The 15,055-nt window shown below is 29.8% G+C and carries 15 protein-coding genes; 8 read left to right on the forward strand and 7 right to left on the reverse strand.

The window, feature by feature from the left end; genetic code table 11:
* Nucleotides 1–3: 3 nt before the first annotated feature.
* On the reverse strand, nucleotides 4–1,317 hold the full coding sequence (locus tag FBFL15_RS08045) for a beta-propeller fold lactonase family protein (RefSeq protein WP_014084119.1): 1,314 nt from the start codon (nucleotides 1,315–1,317) through the stop codon (nucleotides 4–6).
* Between the two features lie 282 nt (nucleotides 1,318–1,599).
* Here FBFL15_RS08045 and FBFL15_RS08050 point away from each other — a divergent pair, with 282 nt between their 5' ends.
* On the forward strand, nucleotides 1,600–3,330 hold the full coding sequence (locus FBFL15_RS08050; RefSeq protein WP_148267906.1) for a hypothetical protein: 1,731 nt from the start codon (nucleotides 1,600–1,602) through the stop codon (nucleotides 3,328–3,330).
* On the opposite strand, the gene FBFL15_RS08055 is transcribed toward FBFL15_RS08050, so the two are convergent.
* A complete protein-coding gene (locus FBFL15_RS08055; protein ID WP_014084121.1) occupies nucleotides 3,308–3,736 on the reverse strand; it encodes a DUF2721 domain-containing protein in 429 nt (142 codons plus the stop codon). The genes FBFL15_RS08050 and FBFL15_RS08055 overlap by 23 nt on opposite strands.
* A gap of 106 nt (nucleotides 3,737–3,842) precedes the next feature.
* Here FBFL15_RS08055 and nadC point away from each other — a divergent pair, with 106 nt between their 5' ends.
* The 4 genes from nadC to priA all read left to right on the forward strand — a co-directional run bounded on the left by nadC (nucleotide 3,843) and on the right by priA (nucleotide 8,647).
* Nucleotides 3,843–4,700 (forward strand): carboxylating nicotinate-nucleotide diphosphorylase, encoded by an 858-nt coding sequence (gene nadC / locus FBFL15_RS08060; RefSeq protein ID WP_014084122.1) that lies wholly within the window; start codon nucleotides 3,843–3,845, stop codon nucleotides 4,698–4,700.
* Between the two features lie 13 nt (nucleotides 4,701–4,713).
* The gene (locus FBFL15_RS08065) at nucleotides 4,714–5,640 is read left to right on the forward strand and encodes a YihY/virulence factor BrkB family protein (protein ID WP_014084123.1); all 927 of its coding nucleotides are present in this window, start codon (nucleotides 4,714–4,716) and stop codon (nucleotides 5,638–5,640) included.
* 114 nt (nucleotides 5,641–5,754) lie between these two features.
* Nucleotides 5,755–6,180 carry a DUF2147 domain-containing protein gene (locus tag FBFL15_RS08070; protein WP_014084124.1) on the forward strand — a complete coding sequence of 142 codons (426 nt, stop codon included), beginning with the start codon at nucleotides 5,755–5,757 and terminating at the stop codon, nucleotides 6,178–6,180.
* A gap of 16 nt (nucleotides 6,181–6,196) precedes the next feature.
* Nucleotides 6,197–8,647 carry a replication restart helicase PriA gene (gene priA / locus FBFL15_RS08075; protein ID WP_014084125.1) on the forward strand — a complete coding sequence of 817 codons (2,451 nt, stop codon included), beginning with the start codon at nucleotides 6,197–6,199 and terminating at the stop codon, nucleotides 8,645–8,647.
* Here the strand turns inward: priA and FBFL15_RS08080 are convergent.
* From FBFL15_RS08080 to FBFL15_RS08090, 3 genes are all read right to left on the reverse strand, one after another.
* Complete coding sequence (locus FBFL15_RS08080) at nucleotides 8,616–9,341, reverse strand: LytR/AlgR family response regulator transcription factor (protein ID WP_014084126.1); 726 nt, start codon at nucleotides 9,339–9,341, stop codon at nucleotides 8,616–8,618. The genes priA and FBFL15_RS08080 overlap by 32 nt on opposite strands.
* 247 nt (nucleotides 9,342–9,588) lie before the next feature.
* Nucleotides 9,589–9,885, reverse strand: coding sequence for a winged helix-turn-helix domain-containing protein (locus tag FBFL15_RS08085; RefSeq protein WP_014084127.1), 297 nt, complete (start codon nucleotides 9,883–9,885; stop codon nucleotides 9,589–9,591).
* A gap of 2 nt (nucleotides 9,886–9,887) precedes the next feature.
* Nucleotides 9,888–10,487: a hypothetical protein gene (locus FBFL15_RS08090; RefSeq protein ID WP_014084128.1), complete on the reverse strand. Its 600-nt coding sequence runs from the start codon at nucleotides 10,485–10,487 to the stop codon at nucleotides 9,888–9,890.
* 316 nt (nucleotides 10,488–10,803) lie between these two features.
* Here FBFL15_RS08090 and FBFL15_RS08095 point away from each other — a divergent pair, with 316 nt between their 5' ends.
* Both FBFL15_RS08095 and ung read left to right on the forward strand, forming a co-directional pair.
* Complete coding sequence (locus FBFL15_RS08095) at nucleotides 10,804–11,700, forward strand: IS1595-like element ISFbr1 family transposase (protein WP_014082661.1); 897 nt, start codon at nucleotides 10,804–10,806, stop codon at nucleotides 11,698–11,700.
* Nucleotides 11,701–11,769: 69 nt separating this feature from the next.
* Nucleotides 11,770–12,441, forward strand: coding sequence for a uracil-DNA glycosylase (gene ung, locus FBFL15_RS08100; protein WP_014084129.1), 672 nt, complete (start codon nucleotides 11,770–11,772; stop codon nucleotides 12,439–12,441).
* 117 nt (nucleotides 12,442–12,558) lie between these two features.
* Here ung and FBFL15_RS08105 read toward each other — a convergent pair whose 3' ends face one another.
* Nucleotides 12,559–14,094: a YifB family Mg chelatase-like AAA ATPase gene (locus FBFL15_RS08105; protein ID WP_014084130.1), complete on the reverse strand. Its 1,536-nt coding sequence runs from the start codon at nucleotides 14,092–14,094 to the stop codon at nucleotides 12,559–12,561.
* A gap of 63 nt (nucleotides 14,095–14,157) precedes the next feature.
* Here FBFL15_RS08105 and FBFL15_RS08110 point away from each other — a divergent pair, with 63 nt between their 5' ends.
* The gene (locus FBFL15_RS08110; protein ID WP_317044981.1) at nucleotides 14,158–14,565 is read left to right on the forward strand and encodes a PH domain-containing protein; all 408 of its coding nucleotides are present in this window, start codon (nucleotides 14,158–14,160) and stop codon (nucleotides 14,563–14,565) included.
* Between the two features lie 41 nt (nucleotides 14,566–14,606).
* Here the strand turns inward: FBFL15_RS08110 and FBFL15_RS08115 are convergent, their stop codons facing one another.
* Nucleotides 14,607–15,017 (reverse strand): hypothetical protein, encoded by a 411-nt coding sequence (locus FBFL15_RS08115; RefSeq protein WP_014084132.1) that lies wholly within the window; start codon nucleotides 15,015–15,017, stop codon nucleotides 14,607–14,609.
* Nucleotides 15,018–15,055 lie beyond the last annotated feature (38 nt).

Genomic DNA, 15,055 nt, shown 5'->3' on the forward strand with positions numbered 1-15,055 from the left:
AAACTAATTGTAAATAATTTCAAAGACACTAACCGCATTACCAGCAAATAAAACATCTTTTTTGCCTTGGGAAGTAATAATTAATTGTCTTGAATTTGGTGATATTGCCATACCCACTGGAAATTTAGACACTGAAATACTATCAACAACGGTCATACTTGAGGCTTCAATAACTGCAATTTTACAGTCATTATTAACACATGCAAAAATATACTTTCCGTCATTTGTAACATCAATTGTTCTGGCACCTTTTCCAACATGAATCGTTTGCCATTTTTCATAAGTAATAATCTTATTTTTATTCGAAAAATCTAAATGTAACAAGTCTTTTAAAGTGGCTTTTTGAACAAAACCATATTTATTAGAACTCAATATCAAGTCATTATTATTGATGACTAAATGCCTTAAATTTTGTTTCATTCCTGTTATGGTTCCAAGATATTTCATTGTAGTCAAATCGATCAATGCAATCCCGTTGCCACCCATTTTTGCAACTAATATTTTTTTACTATCAGGGCTAAAAACGGTGCCACGCAAACAATTACCACATTCATTATCCCGATCTATTTTTACATCCGATTGATAATTCATCGTTAATCTTTCGTCAATAATCACATGAGAAATATATTTAAAATCCATAACATTTTGACTAGATATATCTAAAATACCTACCGTATTATCGCCCCAATGTGTAATGGTAATGTATTGATTGTCTGGCGAACAAGCAATCATTTTTGGCAATGGCCCACTAGGTATAACCCGTACAATTTGATCCGTTTCGGTATCAATAATAGCAACTGCCGACGGAGATTCAGCATTCTCGTCCCAATCTCTTCTGTAATACGTTACCCACAAATATTTTCCATTGTGAGATAAACATCCTTCTACTGGTTTGCCTTTAAAAGTGTTAAAATCGGGTAATTGTTGCTTAAATTGATAATCAAAAGCTGTAGTTTCATTATTTTTAAATAAGTTTTTATTTCTAATATCGAATACATGTTTTATGACTCCAATTTTTTTTAATGTTTTGGAATCAAAAACGATAGTTGCAAATCCTTCTAAAGAATTTACATAAAATTTATTTCCATCTTTTGAATAAATTACTGATTTTGGTGAATTTATTGTAGGCTCAAACACATCCAAACTATCTAATTTTGTAGAATCTATAGCTTGGATTCTTTGTTTTAACATTAATTTTTTAAATTGTCCAACAGGTTTAATGCTATCTAAACCAACAGCAACATTATTTTTATCTGCATGTAAATTTTGGCAATTTATAAAAAAATTAAATAATAATATTAAAAAAAATGGTCTCATTAGCATTACAATTTATTTTGCAAATATAGTAATTTATCAATTAGTAATTTGATTAAATATTTAGTAATTATGAACTTATTTCTAATAATAATGTAATAATATTAACTTTTAATCTGTTACATTTGTTTTATTTTATTGGTATAATTGTACCCATTTTTGAATTCAATTAATATCTTAAAAGCTTCTAAATATTTAATAAACATCAAAATGTGTCAAATCAAAATAAAATTGTTAATCATTTTTGCAATATTTTGTTCTAATCAACTCCTATTATCACAAAAAATGGATACTGTAAAGTGGTTCAAAAAACTTGAAAAAAATAAAAAAAATAATCGTTTTAACCAATATTTATTTGAAAATATTCGCAAAAAAAATAAGACAAAACCAATTATACAAAACAAATTTGTTTGGAAAAAAGTCAATTGCAAAATTATAAGGCATATTATTATTCAAATCAACGATCCTTTTGCAATTGATAGTATTTCAAAAAATAATTTTAAGAACCGAATAAAAGATTTAGCTAATACATATCATATAAAAACTAAAGAAAAAATAATAAATAACTTATTGCTGTTTCATAAAAATGATGAAATAGACTCATTAATTATCAATGAATCTGAAAGAATTATTAGAAATCAACGTTTCATACATGAAATTGAAATAAAACCAATAGGTAGCGATGCTTCAACTGACTCCATAGATATTGCGATAAACGTGGTTGATTCTTGGAGTTTGAGCCCTAGTTTTAATACTTCTATTAATACATCTAATTTTCAATTAAGTGAAAATAATTTATTAGGATTTGGACATGAAATATATGTTAATATGCATAAAAATAATACAAAAAATGAAAATACTTTTGGATTTGGATATACTGCAAATAATATATGGAAAACTTTTTTAAATTTCAAGGTAAATTATCAAAAAGAAATTGACTTTAGTTATGAAAAAAATATTTCTTTAGAAAAAAACTTCTTTACTTCATATCAGAATTGGTCATTTTTTTCTCTTTTTTCACAGCAATATAAAAAAATTGTATTATATAATGATTTGCAAATACCTGATTTACAAAACTATAAATTGAATTTATTTGAATGTGGTGGTGGTTATGCTTTCAGGGTATCCAACGGAAATTCTGAATCCCAAAGAACCACTAAAATATACAATATGTTCAGATTTATTACTAAAGATTATTATTTTACTCCTAATTTTGAATATGATAAATACCGTATATTTTCAAATGAAAATACATTTTTGGCAAGTATAGGGATTGCTCAAAGTAGATTTATAAAAAATAAAAACGTATTTAATTTTAATATATATGAAAATATACCTACTGGATATATTTTTAATCTCACATCTGGTTTCATATTTAAAAATAATTTAAGTACACTATATTTAGGTTCTAAATGGACACATGCCGCTTTTTATCATTTTGGTTATTTGAGTGCAAATATAGAAATTGGTACATTTTTTGATCAAAATCAAACCAAACAAAGTGCTTTTAACGCGTCTGTTACATATTTTACGAATTTATTCAAATTTGGAAATTGGCAAATTCGACAATTTGTAAAACCTGAAATTACATTAGGTTTTCATCGTCTTGATACCAATTTGGATAAATTGACTTTAAACGGTAATTTTGGAATTTCAGGTTTTTCAAATGCTAATTTATTAGGTACAAAAAAAATTGTTTTCAATTTTCAAACACAAATGTATGCTCCTTGGAAAGTATGGGGCTTTAGGTTAAATCCATACTTTAATTATTCAGGAGGTATGTTGTCTAATAGTAATAATAGTTTTAGGCATAGTCCATTATTATCAGAATTTGGTATAGGTTTTATTGTAAGTAATGATTTCTTATCTTTTGACACTTTTCAAATTTCATTTTCATTTTTTCCAAAAATACCTGGTATTGGATACAATATATTAAAAACAAACGCTATAAAGTCAAATGATTTTCAACTTTCAAATTATGAGTATCCAAAGCCTAGTTTTGCTCATTATCAATAAGTTTTTGCTGAGTATTATACTTACTTAAACTACTCAAATGCAATTTTAAAGCATCAATGGATATACTGATTTCCCAAAACGATATGCCGAGTGAAACCAACAAACTCAATAAACTAATTCCAAACAATAGTAAGGCACCATTATCAAAGTTTAAAAACAACATCAACATGGAAAAAACGGATAAAAATAAGCTAAAAACACCCGATAGCTGCATGTATTTTATTAATGTTAATCGTAAATGTAAGTTTTTTATTTCAAGTAATATTGTTGCATCGGCTTCTTTCAAATAGGATTTTTTCAATCCTCGAATAATTCCAGCAATGGTCAAAAACCGATTTGTATAGGCCAACAAAATCAACGAAGTGGCAGAAAACAGTAGGGCAGGGGTTGCAATTTGAATGGTCATGTTTTTATTTTTTGCAAAATTCTAAAATATTTACAACAAAATCAGTATGGAGTTGTTTTTTTATTAAAAAAAAAATATTGTACATTTGAAAAAAAATATAAACATCATGATTTCAGATCTACAATTTCAACAAGAATTGCACCATATCATTCAAAATGCTATTAATGAAGACGTTGGGCCAGGCGATTATAGTTCTTTAGCTTGCATTCCAATTACCGCCACTGGAAATGCTAAATTATTAGTAAAAGATCAAGGCATCATTGCAGGTGTAGATTTTGCAATTCAAGTTTTTAATTACGTTGATCCCAATTTAGTCATACAAAAATACATTAATGATGGTTCTAATGTACAATTTGGAGATATTGTTTTTACAGTATCTGGAAGTTCTCAATCAATATTAAAAGCAGAAAGAGTTGTATTAAATTCAATGCAAAGAATGTCGGCAATTGCAACCAAAACAAATAAATATGTACAATTATTATCAAATTATAATACAAAAATTTTAGACACCCGAAAAACAACTCCTGGTTTTAGAGCATGCGAAAAATGGGCTGTAAAAATTGGAGGTGGCGAAAATCACCGTTTTGCCCTGTATGACATGATCATGTTGAAAGACAATCATATTGATTTTGCAGGAGGTATTACACAAGCCATCCAAAAAACAAAGAAATATCTTAAAGATAATAATTTAGATCTGAAAATTATTGTAGAGGCTCGAAATTTGGACGAAATTAAAGAAATATTAAAAAATGACGGTATTCATAGAATATTAATTGATAATTTTGATTTCGAAACAACCAAACAAGCTGTAGCATTAATTGGAAATACATGTCAAACAGAATCATCTGGCAATATTAATGAAAACACGCTGCAACAGTATGCTGCTTGTGGTGTGTTGTATATTTCTTCAGGGGCCTTAACACATTCTGTACATAATATGGATTTAAGTTTAAAAGCTTTTTAAAATAAACTTATAAATGAGCCACAAAGTAGAAAAATATATTCGTAAAATTCCAATAATACGAAATTTACTTCCTATATTGCAAGCCATCAAACTACCATGGCTCGAGGGATTATCTTTATATGATTTGTTGGAATTGTATGGAATTTCTTTAGTAGAAGGTGCTTTATCATACAGAGCTGCCGCTATTGCTTTTAGCTTTTTTATGGCTTTATTTCCATTTGCTTTATTTATTTTAAATTTAATACCCTATATTCCTATCAATGGATTTCAAGATGATTTCCTACAATTTGTAGCAGAAGGGGTACCCCCTAGAACTTTTGATGCCATCAAAAACATTATCAATGATATTTTGCACAATAGTCATTCTGGCTTATTATCATCGGGTTTTATTTTGTCTATTTTCTTGATGGCCAATGGTTTAAACTCTATTTTAGCTGGTTTTGAAAATTCCAAACACATCACTATCAAACGCTCTTTTGTAAGACAATACATGGTAGCTTTGGGTATGTCGCTTTTGTTGTCAATATTACTGTTATTTACAGTTGCAGCCATTGTGGTTTTTGAAGTATTCATCCAAAAAACAATGATTCAAAATGTTTTGTCAGATAATATTCCTTTAATTAGAATTGGTAGGTATATATTTGTTATCATTATGATTTTGCTAACCATTTCCATCATGTTCAAGTTTGGAACAAAAAGGGAACAAAATAGGGCGTTTATCTCAATTGGTTCTGTATTTACTACTTGTCTTATTGTTGTATCTTCCTATTTTTTTGGAATATGGGTAGTTAAATTTTCAAAATACAATGAATTATATGGCTCTATCGGTACATTACTTATCATGATGTTTTATATTTGGATCAATTGTATGATCATGCTCATCGGTTTTGAACTTAATGCGCTTATTTCAAAATTAAAAAAAATAAGAAAATACGATTAATTTGGAGCTAATCCCGCTATCCGCTATATCTTTTCTTTTTTTAAAGAAAAAAAAGAAAAGGATGTCGCTACTATCGGGGCTAGTTCGTGCTAATAACTTTAAACTTTACTAAAAATGAAACATTTTATCTTATCTATCTTCTTTTTAATTTCCAATTTGTCTTTTTCTCAACATTCAATTGTAGGAAAATGGAAAACACACGACGATAAATCCAACAAATCTGAATCCGTTGTCGAAATTTATGCTGTGGGTAATGCCTATTATGGCAAAATTATAGATATTTTCAATCCTGATCAACGTGTAGCCCTTTGCAAATTGTGTACTGGTGCCGATAAAGATAAACCCGTTTTGGGCTTGATTATTATTAAAGATTTAGTCAAATCTGATAGTGAATATGATTCAGGAAAAATAACAGACCCCAAAACGGGCAACGTATATAAATGCAAAGCTTCGCTTATCAATAAAGACCAATTAAAAATCAGAGGGTATATTGGATTTGCCTTAATGGGCAGAAGTCAAATTTGGACAAGAGTCAAATAAATTATAATAAGATTTTATGTATTTTATAGATGTAATCATTGCTTTATCGTTACCAAAAACATTTACTTATCAAATTAATGAACATGAATTTCATTTCATTCAAATCGGTATGCGTGTTGTTGTGCCTTTTGGTAAAAGCAAATTATATACAGCTATAGTAGTAAAAATCCATCAAAACGAACCCCTTTTGTACCAAGCCAAAGAAATTGATCAAATATTAGACGAAAAACCCATCGTAACACCCATTCAAATTCAACATTGGTTTTGGATTTCAGATTATTACATGTGCAACATTGGCGAGGTACTCAAAGCTGCTTTGCCCTCGGCATTATTATTAGAAAGTGAAACCACAATCGAGTGTGATACATCTAATTTTATAGACGAAAAGACTTTAAATGATGAGGAATTTTTAATATATGAGGCTTTAAAAATACAAAATGCCTTAAAAATAAGTGATATTATTAAAATTTTAAATCGTAAAAATGTTTTCCCTATAATTCAAAAATTAATACAAAAAAAAGTCATACTCCTGCACGAAGAAGTAACAGAAGTGTACAAACCAAAATTAGTAAAATATATTCAATTAAATCCTATTTATCAAGAAGAAAATGGGCTAAATTTACTATTAAATGAATTAAAAAAATCCGAAAAACAACGAAACTTAGTCATGCATTATTTTCAAATGGTGGCCAAAGAAAAAAATCCTTTAGCAGTAAAGAACCTTTTAGATGCTGCTGCTTCAAACACAACAATTTTAAAATCTTTAATTCAGAAAAATATTTTTGAAATATATTATATTCAAGAAAATAGAATACAATTTGACGGTAAAGCTACTAGTAAAGACTTGATTCTCAATGAATACCAACAACAAGCGTTCCAAGACATCCTTTTGCAACTGCAAACTAAAAATGTTTGTTTGTTGCATGGAGTTACTGCATCTGGAAAAACAGAGGTATATATAAAAATTATAGAAAAATATTTAATAAATAATAAACAAGTACTCTATTTATTACCAGAAATTGCTTTGACCACTCAATTAGTACAACGTTTAAGAAAACATTTTGGTAATAAAGTAGCGGTATATCATTCAAAATTCAATATCAATGAGCGTGTAGAAGTTTGGCATCAAGTTTTGAATCAAGCCGACACGGCTCAAATTGTAATTGGTGTAAGGTCGTCGATGTTTTTACCTTTTCAAAATTTAGGTTTTATCATTATAGACGAAGAACACGAACAAACTTTCAAACAAATTGATCCTGCACCCCGCTATCATGCCCGAGATGCCTCTATTGTATTAGCAAATTTACATCAAGCAAAAGTATTATTAGGATCGGCTACACCAAGTTTGGAAACCTATTTTAATACTCAAAATCAAAAATATGGCATAACTCATATCTCTAAAAGATATGGAAATGTAAAAATGCCAAATATAGAACTAGTTGATTTGAAAGACAAGTATTACAGAAAAAAAATGACAGGCCATTTTAGCGATGTATTACTTGACGAAATCAATACAGCACTTTCATTACAACAACAAGTAATTTTATTACAAAACCGTCGTGGATTTTCACCTATTTTGGAGTGCATCACTTGTGGACATATTCCTGGTTGTTCGCAATGCGATGTCAGTTTGACTTATCATAAATCAAAAAACCAACTCCGTTGTCATTATTGTGGCTATGCAATTGCAAAACCTATTACATGCCATGTGTGTTCAAGTCCACATTTAGACACAAAAGGCTTTGGAACGGAACAAATCCAACAAGAATTGGTCGAACTTTATCCTTCTTCAAAAATTGGACGTATGGATCAGGATACCACTAGAGGCAAATTTGGATTTGAAAAAATCATAGACAGTTTCAAAAACAAAGAGTTTGATATTTTAGTAGGTACTCAAATGTTAGCAAAAGGACTTGATTTTGATAATGTAAGTTTAGTAGGAGTAATGAATGCCGATAATCTTTTGTATTATCCCGATTTTAGAGCACTTGAACGAAGTTACCAACTATTGGCACAAGTAGCTGGCAGGTCTGGTCGATCAGAAAATCAAGGCAAAGTTATTGTACAAACCTATAATCCTTTGCACCATACGCTTCAACAAATGGTATTAAATGACTATATCTCTATGTACAACGAACAAATATACGAAAGAAAAATATATCATTATCCGCCATTTTATAAACTCATAAAAATATCATTACGTCATCGTGATTACGAAAAACTAAATCATGCCAGCGTGTGGCTAGTTCAGGCATTAACACAAAATTTGAATATACCAATTCTTGGCCCAGAAGAGCCTGCCATTTCCAGAATTAGAAATGAATACATCAAAAACATTTTGGTAAAAATTCCTCAAAATAGTGCATTGGCCCAAACCAAAAAAACTATTCAGAAAATTCTAAATAGTTTTGAAAATGTGGCTCCTTATAAATCCATTAGGATTGTTCTAACTGTAGATTTTTATTAATATAATTTTCTATTGCTTCCTCAAATCCTTCTTTTTTCTGACGGCTTAATGGAATTTCTATATTATCAATTTCAACAATTTTTCCGTTAAATCTTACTATTTTGTCTAAATTAACAATATAGGATTTGTGTATTCTAAAAAATTGATCCATCGGCAAATCTTCTTCAAATGATTTCATCGTACGCAATACAGAGTGCGAAGCATCATCTGTAACCACTTTAATATAATCACCATCGGCTTCAATAAATCTAATTTTATTGATAAATATCTTTAATTTTTTTGAATTACTCTTTATAAATATGTGATCTCCCGTTTCTGCAGCAGTATCGTTTTTAAGATTATACAATTCAACCACACGTTTTACGGCCATATTAAAACGTTCAACTTCTATTGGCTTTTGCAAATAATCCGTTGCATCATATTCAAATGCCTTTACTGCATATTCTGGTTTTGAGGTAATAAACACAATTTGAGGTTTGTTTTTTAATCCATCCAAAAAATCAAACCCACTTATTACAGGCATTTCTATATCTAAAAAAACTAAATCTATTTTATTCAAAGAAATACAATTCTTTGCCTCAATTGCATTGGGAAAATCACCAACTAAATGCAAATCAGGATGGTTTTTTACTAATCTGGTAATAATCATTCTCTGAATAGAGCTATCATCAACAACAACGCAGAATAATTTCATTTTTTATTTTTTGTATTTTTTTTGAATGTAAAAGTACATATATTTATTTTTTTAAACAAACCTCAAGTAAAAAAATATATAACAGAAACGGGGGCTGCTTATCAAATAATATTATTTCTATTTTTTTAACTAAATAATAACGTAATTTAAAGATCTTTATTTTGAATATTTTATTAATAATTTATATTTCTATAAAAAAAATGGCAGTTACTTTTTTTTAAATTCCTTTATTTAGAATCAAAATAAACTATTTTTTTTGAATCAACTGTTCTAATGCGTCAATATGTAATTCAAATGCCAATCGTCCTTTTTTGGATACCTGATAACTGGTATTCGGCTTTTTTCCAATGAATTGTTTCTCTATAATAATATACTCTTCAGCTTCCAATGCCTTGATATGACTAGACAGGTTACCATCGGTTACGCCTAATAATTCTTTCAAACTACTAAAATCCGAAGATTCATTTACCATCAAAACCGACATAATTCCTAATCGAATGCGGTGGTCAAAGGCTTTATTAATATTTTGTATAATATTTTTCAAGTTTATTTATTTTTTAAATCATATTTTACATACATTATTGAACCATACAAAATATGACAAAACCCAAAACCAATAGTCCAAAACAACAAACCATATCCTATAAACAACGACGACAGTAATCCTAATAACAACATCGTCAATCCTAAATACAATACATCTCTAAATGTGTATTTACTTGCATTAATACAAGATAAACCATAAAAAATCAAGGTTATTGGAGCAATAAATTCATAATTTTCTGAATTTAACATAACCAATACTAAAAAACCTCCCGAAAATAAAGGTACCAAAAAATGAAACAACATCCTACGTGAGGTCGCTGTCCAAATGGATACTTCCTGTTGTTTGGCTTTCATCAATGTCAAAACAAATGCTGTAATAACAGATAATATGAGTACAAATGATCCTATATAAATCAATTTAAATTTCAAATTTATAATATCTATTGTATAATCATTTATGTTTTTATTTGCAAAATAAGCTCCAACTAACGCGTAAACCCCTGCCAAAACTCCCGTCAATCCACTCAACGATATAAATTGCGATGATTTACTCATCATTTTTTTTATTGCAACTAAATCTTCTAAATATTTTTCTTCCATTTTTAAAGTTCTTTGAATAGCAAAGTAAAGTTATTATTTTCATTTGAGCAAATTTTTTTTTTTTGAAGCAGTACCCTTTCTTTCAATCCACTATACAACTCTCTTTTCGTTACAATCTTTAATAGCGAACCCCGCTATTAAAGGATTTTCACTTCAATCGAGGCTACAAACAGCTTCTGACTTTCAAAATGCAATAACATCAAACTATATAAGAAAAAGTTTATTGTTTAAAAAAAAATTATATAATAGTAGCAATATAAATTTATAGAGTTATCCATTTAAATACTTATATTTGTAATAACTAAAACAATAGGCTATGGAACAATTCTTAGGTCAAGGAATAATAGAGTATTTTGATAAATTCAAAACAGATTTAGATTGTCTAGAATATCTAGCAGATCGGAAATGGTCAAACGGTTATAAGTGTGTAAAATGTGGCAATAGTAAATATACTGTTAGAAAAGCAAATTTTGCAAGAGACTGTAATAACTGTCATCACATCGAAAGTCCATCGGCTAACACTATGTTCCATAAAGTTAAATTTGGTATGAGAAAAGCTTTTACAATCGTTTTTGAAATGAGTGCAACCACAAAAGGTATTTCTTCAAATCAGATGGCAAAGCGATTAAATATAAGGCAATCTACGGCTTGGTTGTTTATGAGTAAGGTTAGAAAAGCAATGAAAAGTAGCGAGTGTTATCCCATTAAAGGTACTGCAATCGTTGATGAATTCGTTTTTGGTGGTAAAGAAACACTCAAGCAAGGAAGAAGTACAGATAGTAAGAAAAAGAAAATTGTTGCTGCAGTTGAAATAGATAAAAACGGTGGTGTAAAAAGAGCCTATTTTAAGCTAATAAATGATTATTCTTCGGTATCACTAGAAAAAATATTTGATGCACATATATCCACTGAGGCAAAAATAATAACTGATGAATGGACAGGATACAAACCATTAAAAGAGATGTATGATATAACCCAAATTAAGAGTAATAGTTCTGATTTTTTTGAGATAAATACAATTATACATCAAGTTAAGGCTTGGTTAAGAAGCACTTTCTCATGGATGCATGAAGAACATATTGAAAAATATTTGGACGAGTACAGCTACAGATTAAATAGATCAAATAGCAAACAAACTATATTTGATAACTTAATTAAAAGGATGGTAATTACTAAACCCCTTAAATATAGTGAGATTATAGTAAGTACCTAAACGGATAACTCTATAAATTTATTAGGAAAATCCAAAATCTAGCATTATTTTTGTAAAAACATACAATTTATGATAGCATTGGAACATTCGTGGCATGACATTTTATACACTGAAATTAACAAAGAGTATTTCAAAAAATTAATCGCAGACGTGGACACTGCCTACCAATTAAATGAATGCTATCCTCCTAAAAATCAAATATTTAGAGCGTTCAATTCCTGCCCTTTTCATGACATTAAAGTAGTAATTATTGGTCAAGACCCTTATCATGGAGCTGGCGAAGCCAACGGTTTGTGCTTTTCTGTAAACGATGGCATAAAAATACCGCCATCTCTCAAAAATATTTTCAGAGAATTAGCAAATGATTACCATTCGATTTTATTTCCTACATCGGGTAATTTAGAACCATGGGCAAAACAAGGGGTGCTGTTATTAAATGCCACACTTACTGTTCAAAAAGACAAACCAAATTCTCATAAAAAAATTAAATGGCAAACATTTACCGATCAAGTAATCAACCTCATTTCTGAACAAAAAAAAGATATTGTTTTTCTACTTTGGGGTTCATTTGCTCAAAAAAAAAGTATTTTGATAGACCATTCAAAGCATTTTGTTTTATCAGCGGGTCATCCATCGCCACTAAGTGCCAATAAAGGACGCTGGTTTGGTCATAAACATTTTAGCAAAACCAATGAATTTTTAAACGCTAAAAACATTCCAACCATCCAATGGCATTTGTAATAATCAATTTAATCGATAAATATTTCAGTTATTCATTATAAAAAATTTATATTTACACAATAATACTTTCAATTTTTTTAAAAAATAAACGTTGGTAAAGGGATTAATTGGGTATATTTACCCCAACCAACCCTCTCTGTCCAAGCTCCTATATTGTATGGCCTCTGCTATATGCGAAGGACTAATTTGTTCTGATTGGTCCAAATCGGCTATGGTTCTCGATACTTTCAAAATCCTGTCATAGGCCCTTGCCGAAAGATTTAAACGCTCCATTGCAGTTTTCAACAGTTGTAACGAGGTATCGTTCAGTTCACAATATTGTCTGATTTGTTTGGTATTCATTTGGGCATTATAGTTGATGGCAGGCAATTCTAAAAACCTTTTGCTCTGAATTTCTCTTGCTTTTGTTACCCTTTCTCTAATCACACTACTACTTTCTGCTTTTCTATTGTCAGATAATTTTTCAAATGGTACAGGGGTAACTTCTATATGAATGTCTATCCTATCCAATAATGGCCCCGATATTTTGCTCATATACCTTTGCATTTCATGTGGCGAAGCACTGTTTGGTGAGTTGGGGTCATTAAAAAAACCACTCGGACTCGGATTCATACTTGCAACAAGCATAAAAGAAGAGGGGTATGTAACGGTAAACTTGGCTCTCGATATTGTAACCTCTCTATCCTCAAGGGGTTGCCTCATCACTTCGAGTACATCTCGTTTAAATTCTGGTAATTCATCTAAAAACAAAACACCATTATGGGCCATCGAAATTTCTCCTGGCTGTGGATAACTCCCTCCGCCAACCAATGCCACGTTTGAAATCGTATGGTGAGGACTTCTAAATGGTCTTTGGTTCATCAACCCAATTTCTTTCAACTTTCCAGCTACACTATGAATTTTTGTTGTTTCAAGGGCTTCTCTTAGTGTCATGGGAGGTAAAATACTCGGTAGTCGTTTGGCTATCATTGTTTTACCAGACCCTGGAGGTCCTATCAATATGATATTATGACCACCAGCCGCTGCAATTTCCATGCATCTTTTGATGCTTTCCTGTCCTTTTACATCGCTAAAATCGTGTTCAGGAAAATCTAATGTTTTATAAAATTCTGCCCTTGTATCAATTTTAGTAGGACTTATAGTTGGTTTTCCTTCAAAAAAATCAATAACTTCTTGTAAGTTTTCAACCCCATAAACCTCCAAATCATCTACAATAGCAGCTTCCTTTACATTTTGTTTTGGAAGAAAAAATCCTTTAAATCCTTCTTCTCTTGCCTTTATAGCAATTGGCAAAGCCCCTTTTATGGGTTGCAAACTGCCGTCTAAGGATAGCTCGCCCATGATAATGTATTGTCCTACACAATCTGCCTTTATTTGTTGTGATCCTGCTAATATTCCTATTGCAAGTGTCAAATCATAAGCAGATCCTTCTTTTCTTAAGTCGGCAGGTGCCATATTAATTGTAATTTTTTTTCCTGGCATGGCAAAACCATTGTTTTTCAATGCGGCTGCTATTCTAAAACTACTTTCTTTTATGGCATTATCTGGCAGGCCTACTAAATGATAGCCAATACCTTTATCCATGTTTACTTCTACTGTAATTGTTGTAGCTTCTACCCCAAAAACGGCACTACCAAAAACTTTTATAAGCATTTTACAAAATTTTTTATTAAAAAAGTGATTTTTTTTTCTTATAACAAATAAAATAAATTAATTTTGAAAATAATAATTTTAATTCAAAAAAATATGGGAATTTTTAATGCTATTTTAGGTAATGCTTCAGAGGTTGATATCGAAAAAATTAATAAAGAGTTTGAGCCTATATTAATTGATACTGAAAAAATTGAAAAAGCTTTTAAATTAATTAAAGATATGTTTATTTTTACTAACAAAAGAATTATTTTAGTAGAAAAAGAACTTACAAGTACAAAGGCCAATTATATTTCGATTCCATACAGCAGTATCATCAAATTTTCAAAAGAAAGTGCAGGAATTTTAGATTTAGATGCCGAATTAAAAATTTGGATCAAAGGAAACGACATGCCAGTTGTCAAACAATTTGGAAAAAACAACGAAAATATCAATGCCGTTTACCGTGTATTGTCCCAACACATTTTAAAATAAAAAAGGGAACTTATTGAGTTCCCTTTTTTTATAAAATTTATTTATTCCTCGTCGTCGTCGTCGTCGTCATCCAAAGGTTCTTCATCGTCATTATCATCGTCATCATCATCGTCATCATCATCGTCAAATTCAGGTTTATCTAAATCCTCTTCTTCCTCTTCATCGTCCTCCATCTCCATTTCTTCATCCATTTCAATTCCTTTAATTGCTTCTAATGGTACTACAATATCATCTTCATCATCAAAATTAATGATTCTTTCAGACAATTTTGTACTAATTTTTACTAAATAAATGGTGTCTTCTGTACGAACTTCAACAGCTTCAATGGTTTCGTCTTTATGATTTTTAAAACGAATAATATCTGAATCGTCATATCCGTCTGGAAATTTTTCAACTAGTAAATTTAAGATTTCGTTGGTCAGTTTTGCGTAATCAACAATAACTCTTTTCATAATGTAATCAATATTTGTTTTTTAGAAATGGTATGTTT

Source organism: Flavobacterium branchiophilum FL-15 (assembly GCF_000253275.1).
GTDB classification, from domain to species: domain Bacteria; phylum Bacteroidota; class Bacteroidia; order Flavobacteriales; family Flavobacteriaceae; genus Flavobacterium; species Flavobacterium branchiophilum.

Bases quoted from the DNA above. Each gene is read 5' to 3' on its own strand.
- FBFL15_RS08095 (WP_014082661.1), top strand. From the start codon at position 10,804: ATGGAACAATTCTTAGGTCAAGGAATAATAGAGTATTTTGATAAATTC.
- FBFL15_RS08115 (WP_014084132.1), bottom strand. From the start codon at position 15,017: ATGAAAAGAGTTATTGTTGATTACGCAAAACTGACCAACGAAATCTTA.
- ung (WP_014084129.1), top strand. From the start codon at position 11,770: ATGATAGCATTGGAACATTCGTGGCATGACATTTTATACACTGAAATT.
- nadC (WP_014084122.1), top strand. From the start codon at position 3,843: ATGATTTCAGATCTACAATTTCAACAAGAATTGCACCATATCATTCAA.
- FBFL15_RS08070 (WP_014084124.1), top strand. From the start codon at position 5,755: ATGAAACATTTTATCTTATCTATCTTCTTTTTAATTTCCAATTTGTCT.
- FBFL15_RS08090 (WP_014084128.1), bottom strand. From the start codon at position 10,487: ATGGAAGAAAAATATTTAGAAGATTTAGTTGCAATAAAAAAAATGATG.
- FBFL15_RS08105 (WP_014084130.1), bottom strand. From the start codon at position 14,094: ATGCTTATAAAAGTTTTTGGTAGTGCCGTTTTTGGGGTAGAAGCTACA.
- FBFL15_RS08045 (WP_014084119.1), bottom strand. From the start codon at position 1,317: ATGAGACCATTTTTTTTAATATTATTATTTAATTTTTTTATAAATTGC.
- FBFL15_RS08080 (WP_014084126.1), bottom strand. From the start codon at position 9,341: ATGAAATTATTCTGCGTTGTTGTTGATGATAGCTCTATTCAGAGAATG.
- FBFL15_RS08055 (WP_014084121.1), bottom strand. From the start codon at position 3,736: ATGACCATTCAAATTGCAACCCCTGCCCTACTGTTTTCTGCCACTTCG.
- priA (WP_014084125.1), top strand. From the start codon at position 6,197: ATGTATTTTATAGATGTAATCATTGCTTTATCGTTACCAAAAACATTT.
- FBFL15_RS08065 (WP_014084123.1), top strand. From the start codon at position 4,714: ATGAGCCACAAAGTAGAAAAATATATTCGTAAAATTCCAATAATACGA.
- FBFL15_RS08050 (WP_148267906.1), top strand. From the start codon at position 1,600: ATGGATACTGTAAAGTGGTTCAAAAAACTTGAAAAAAATAAAAAAAAT.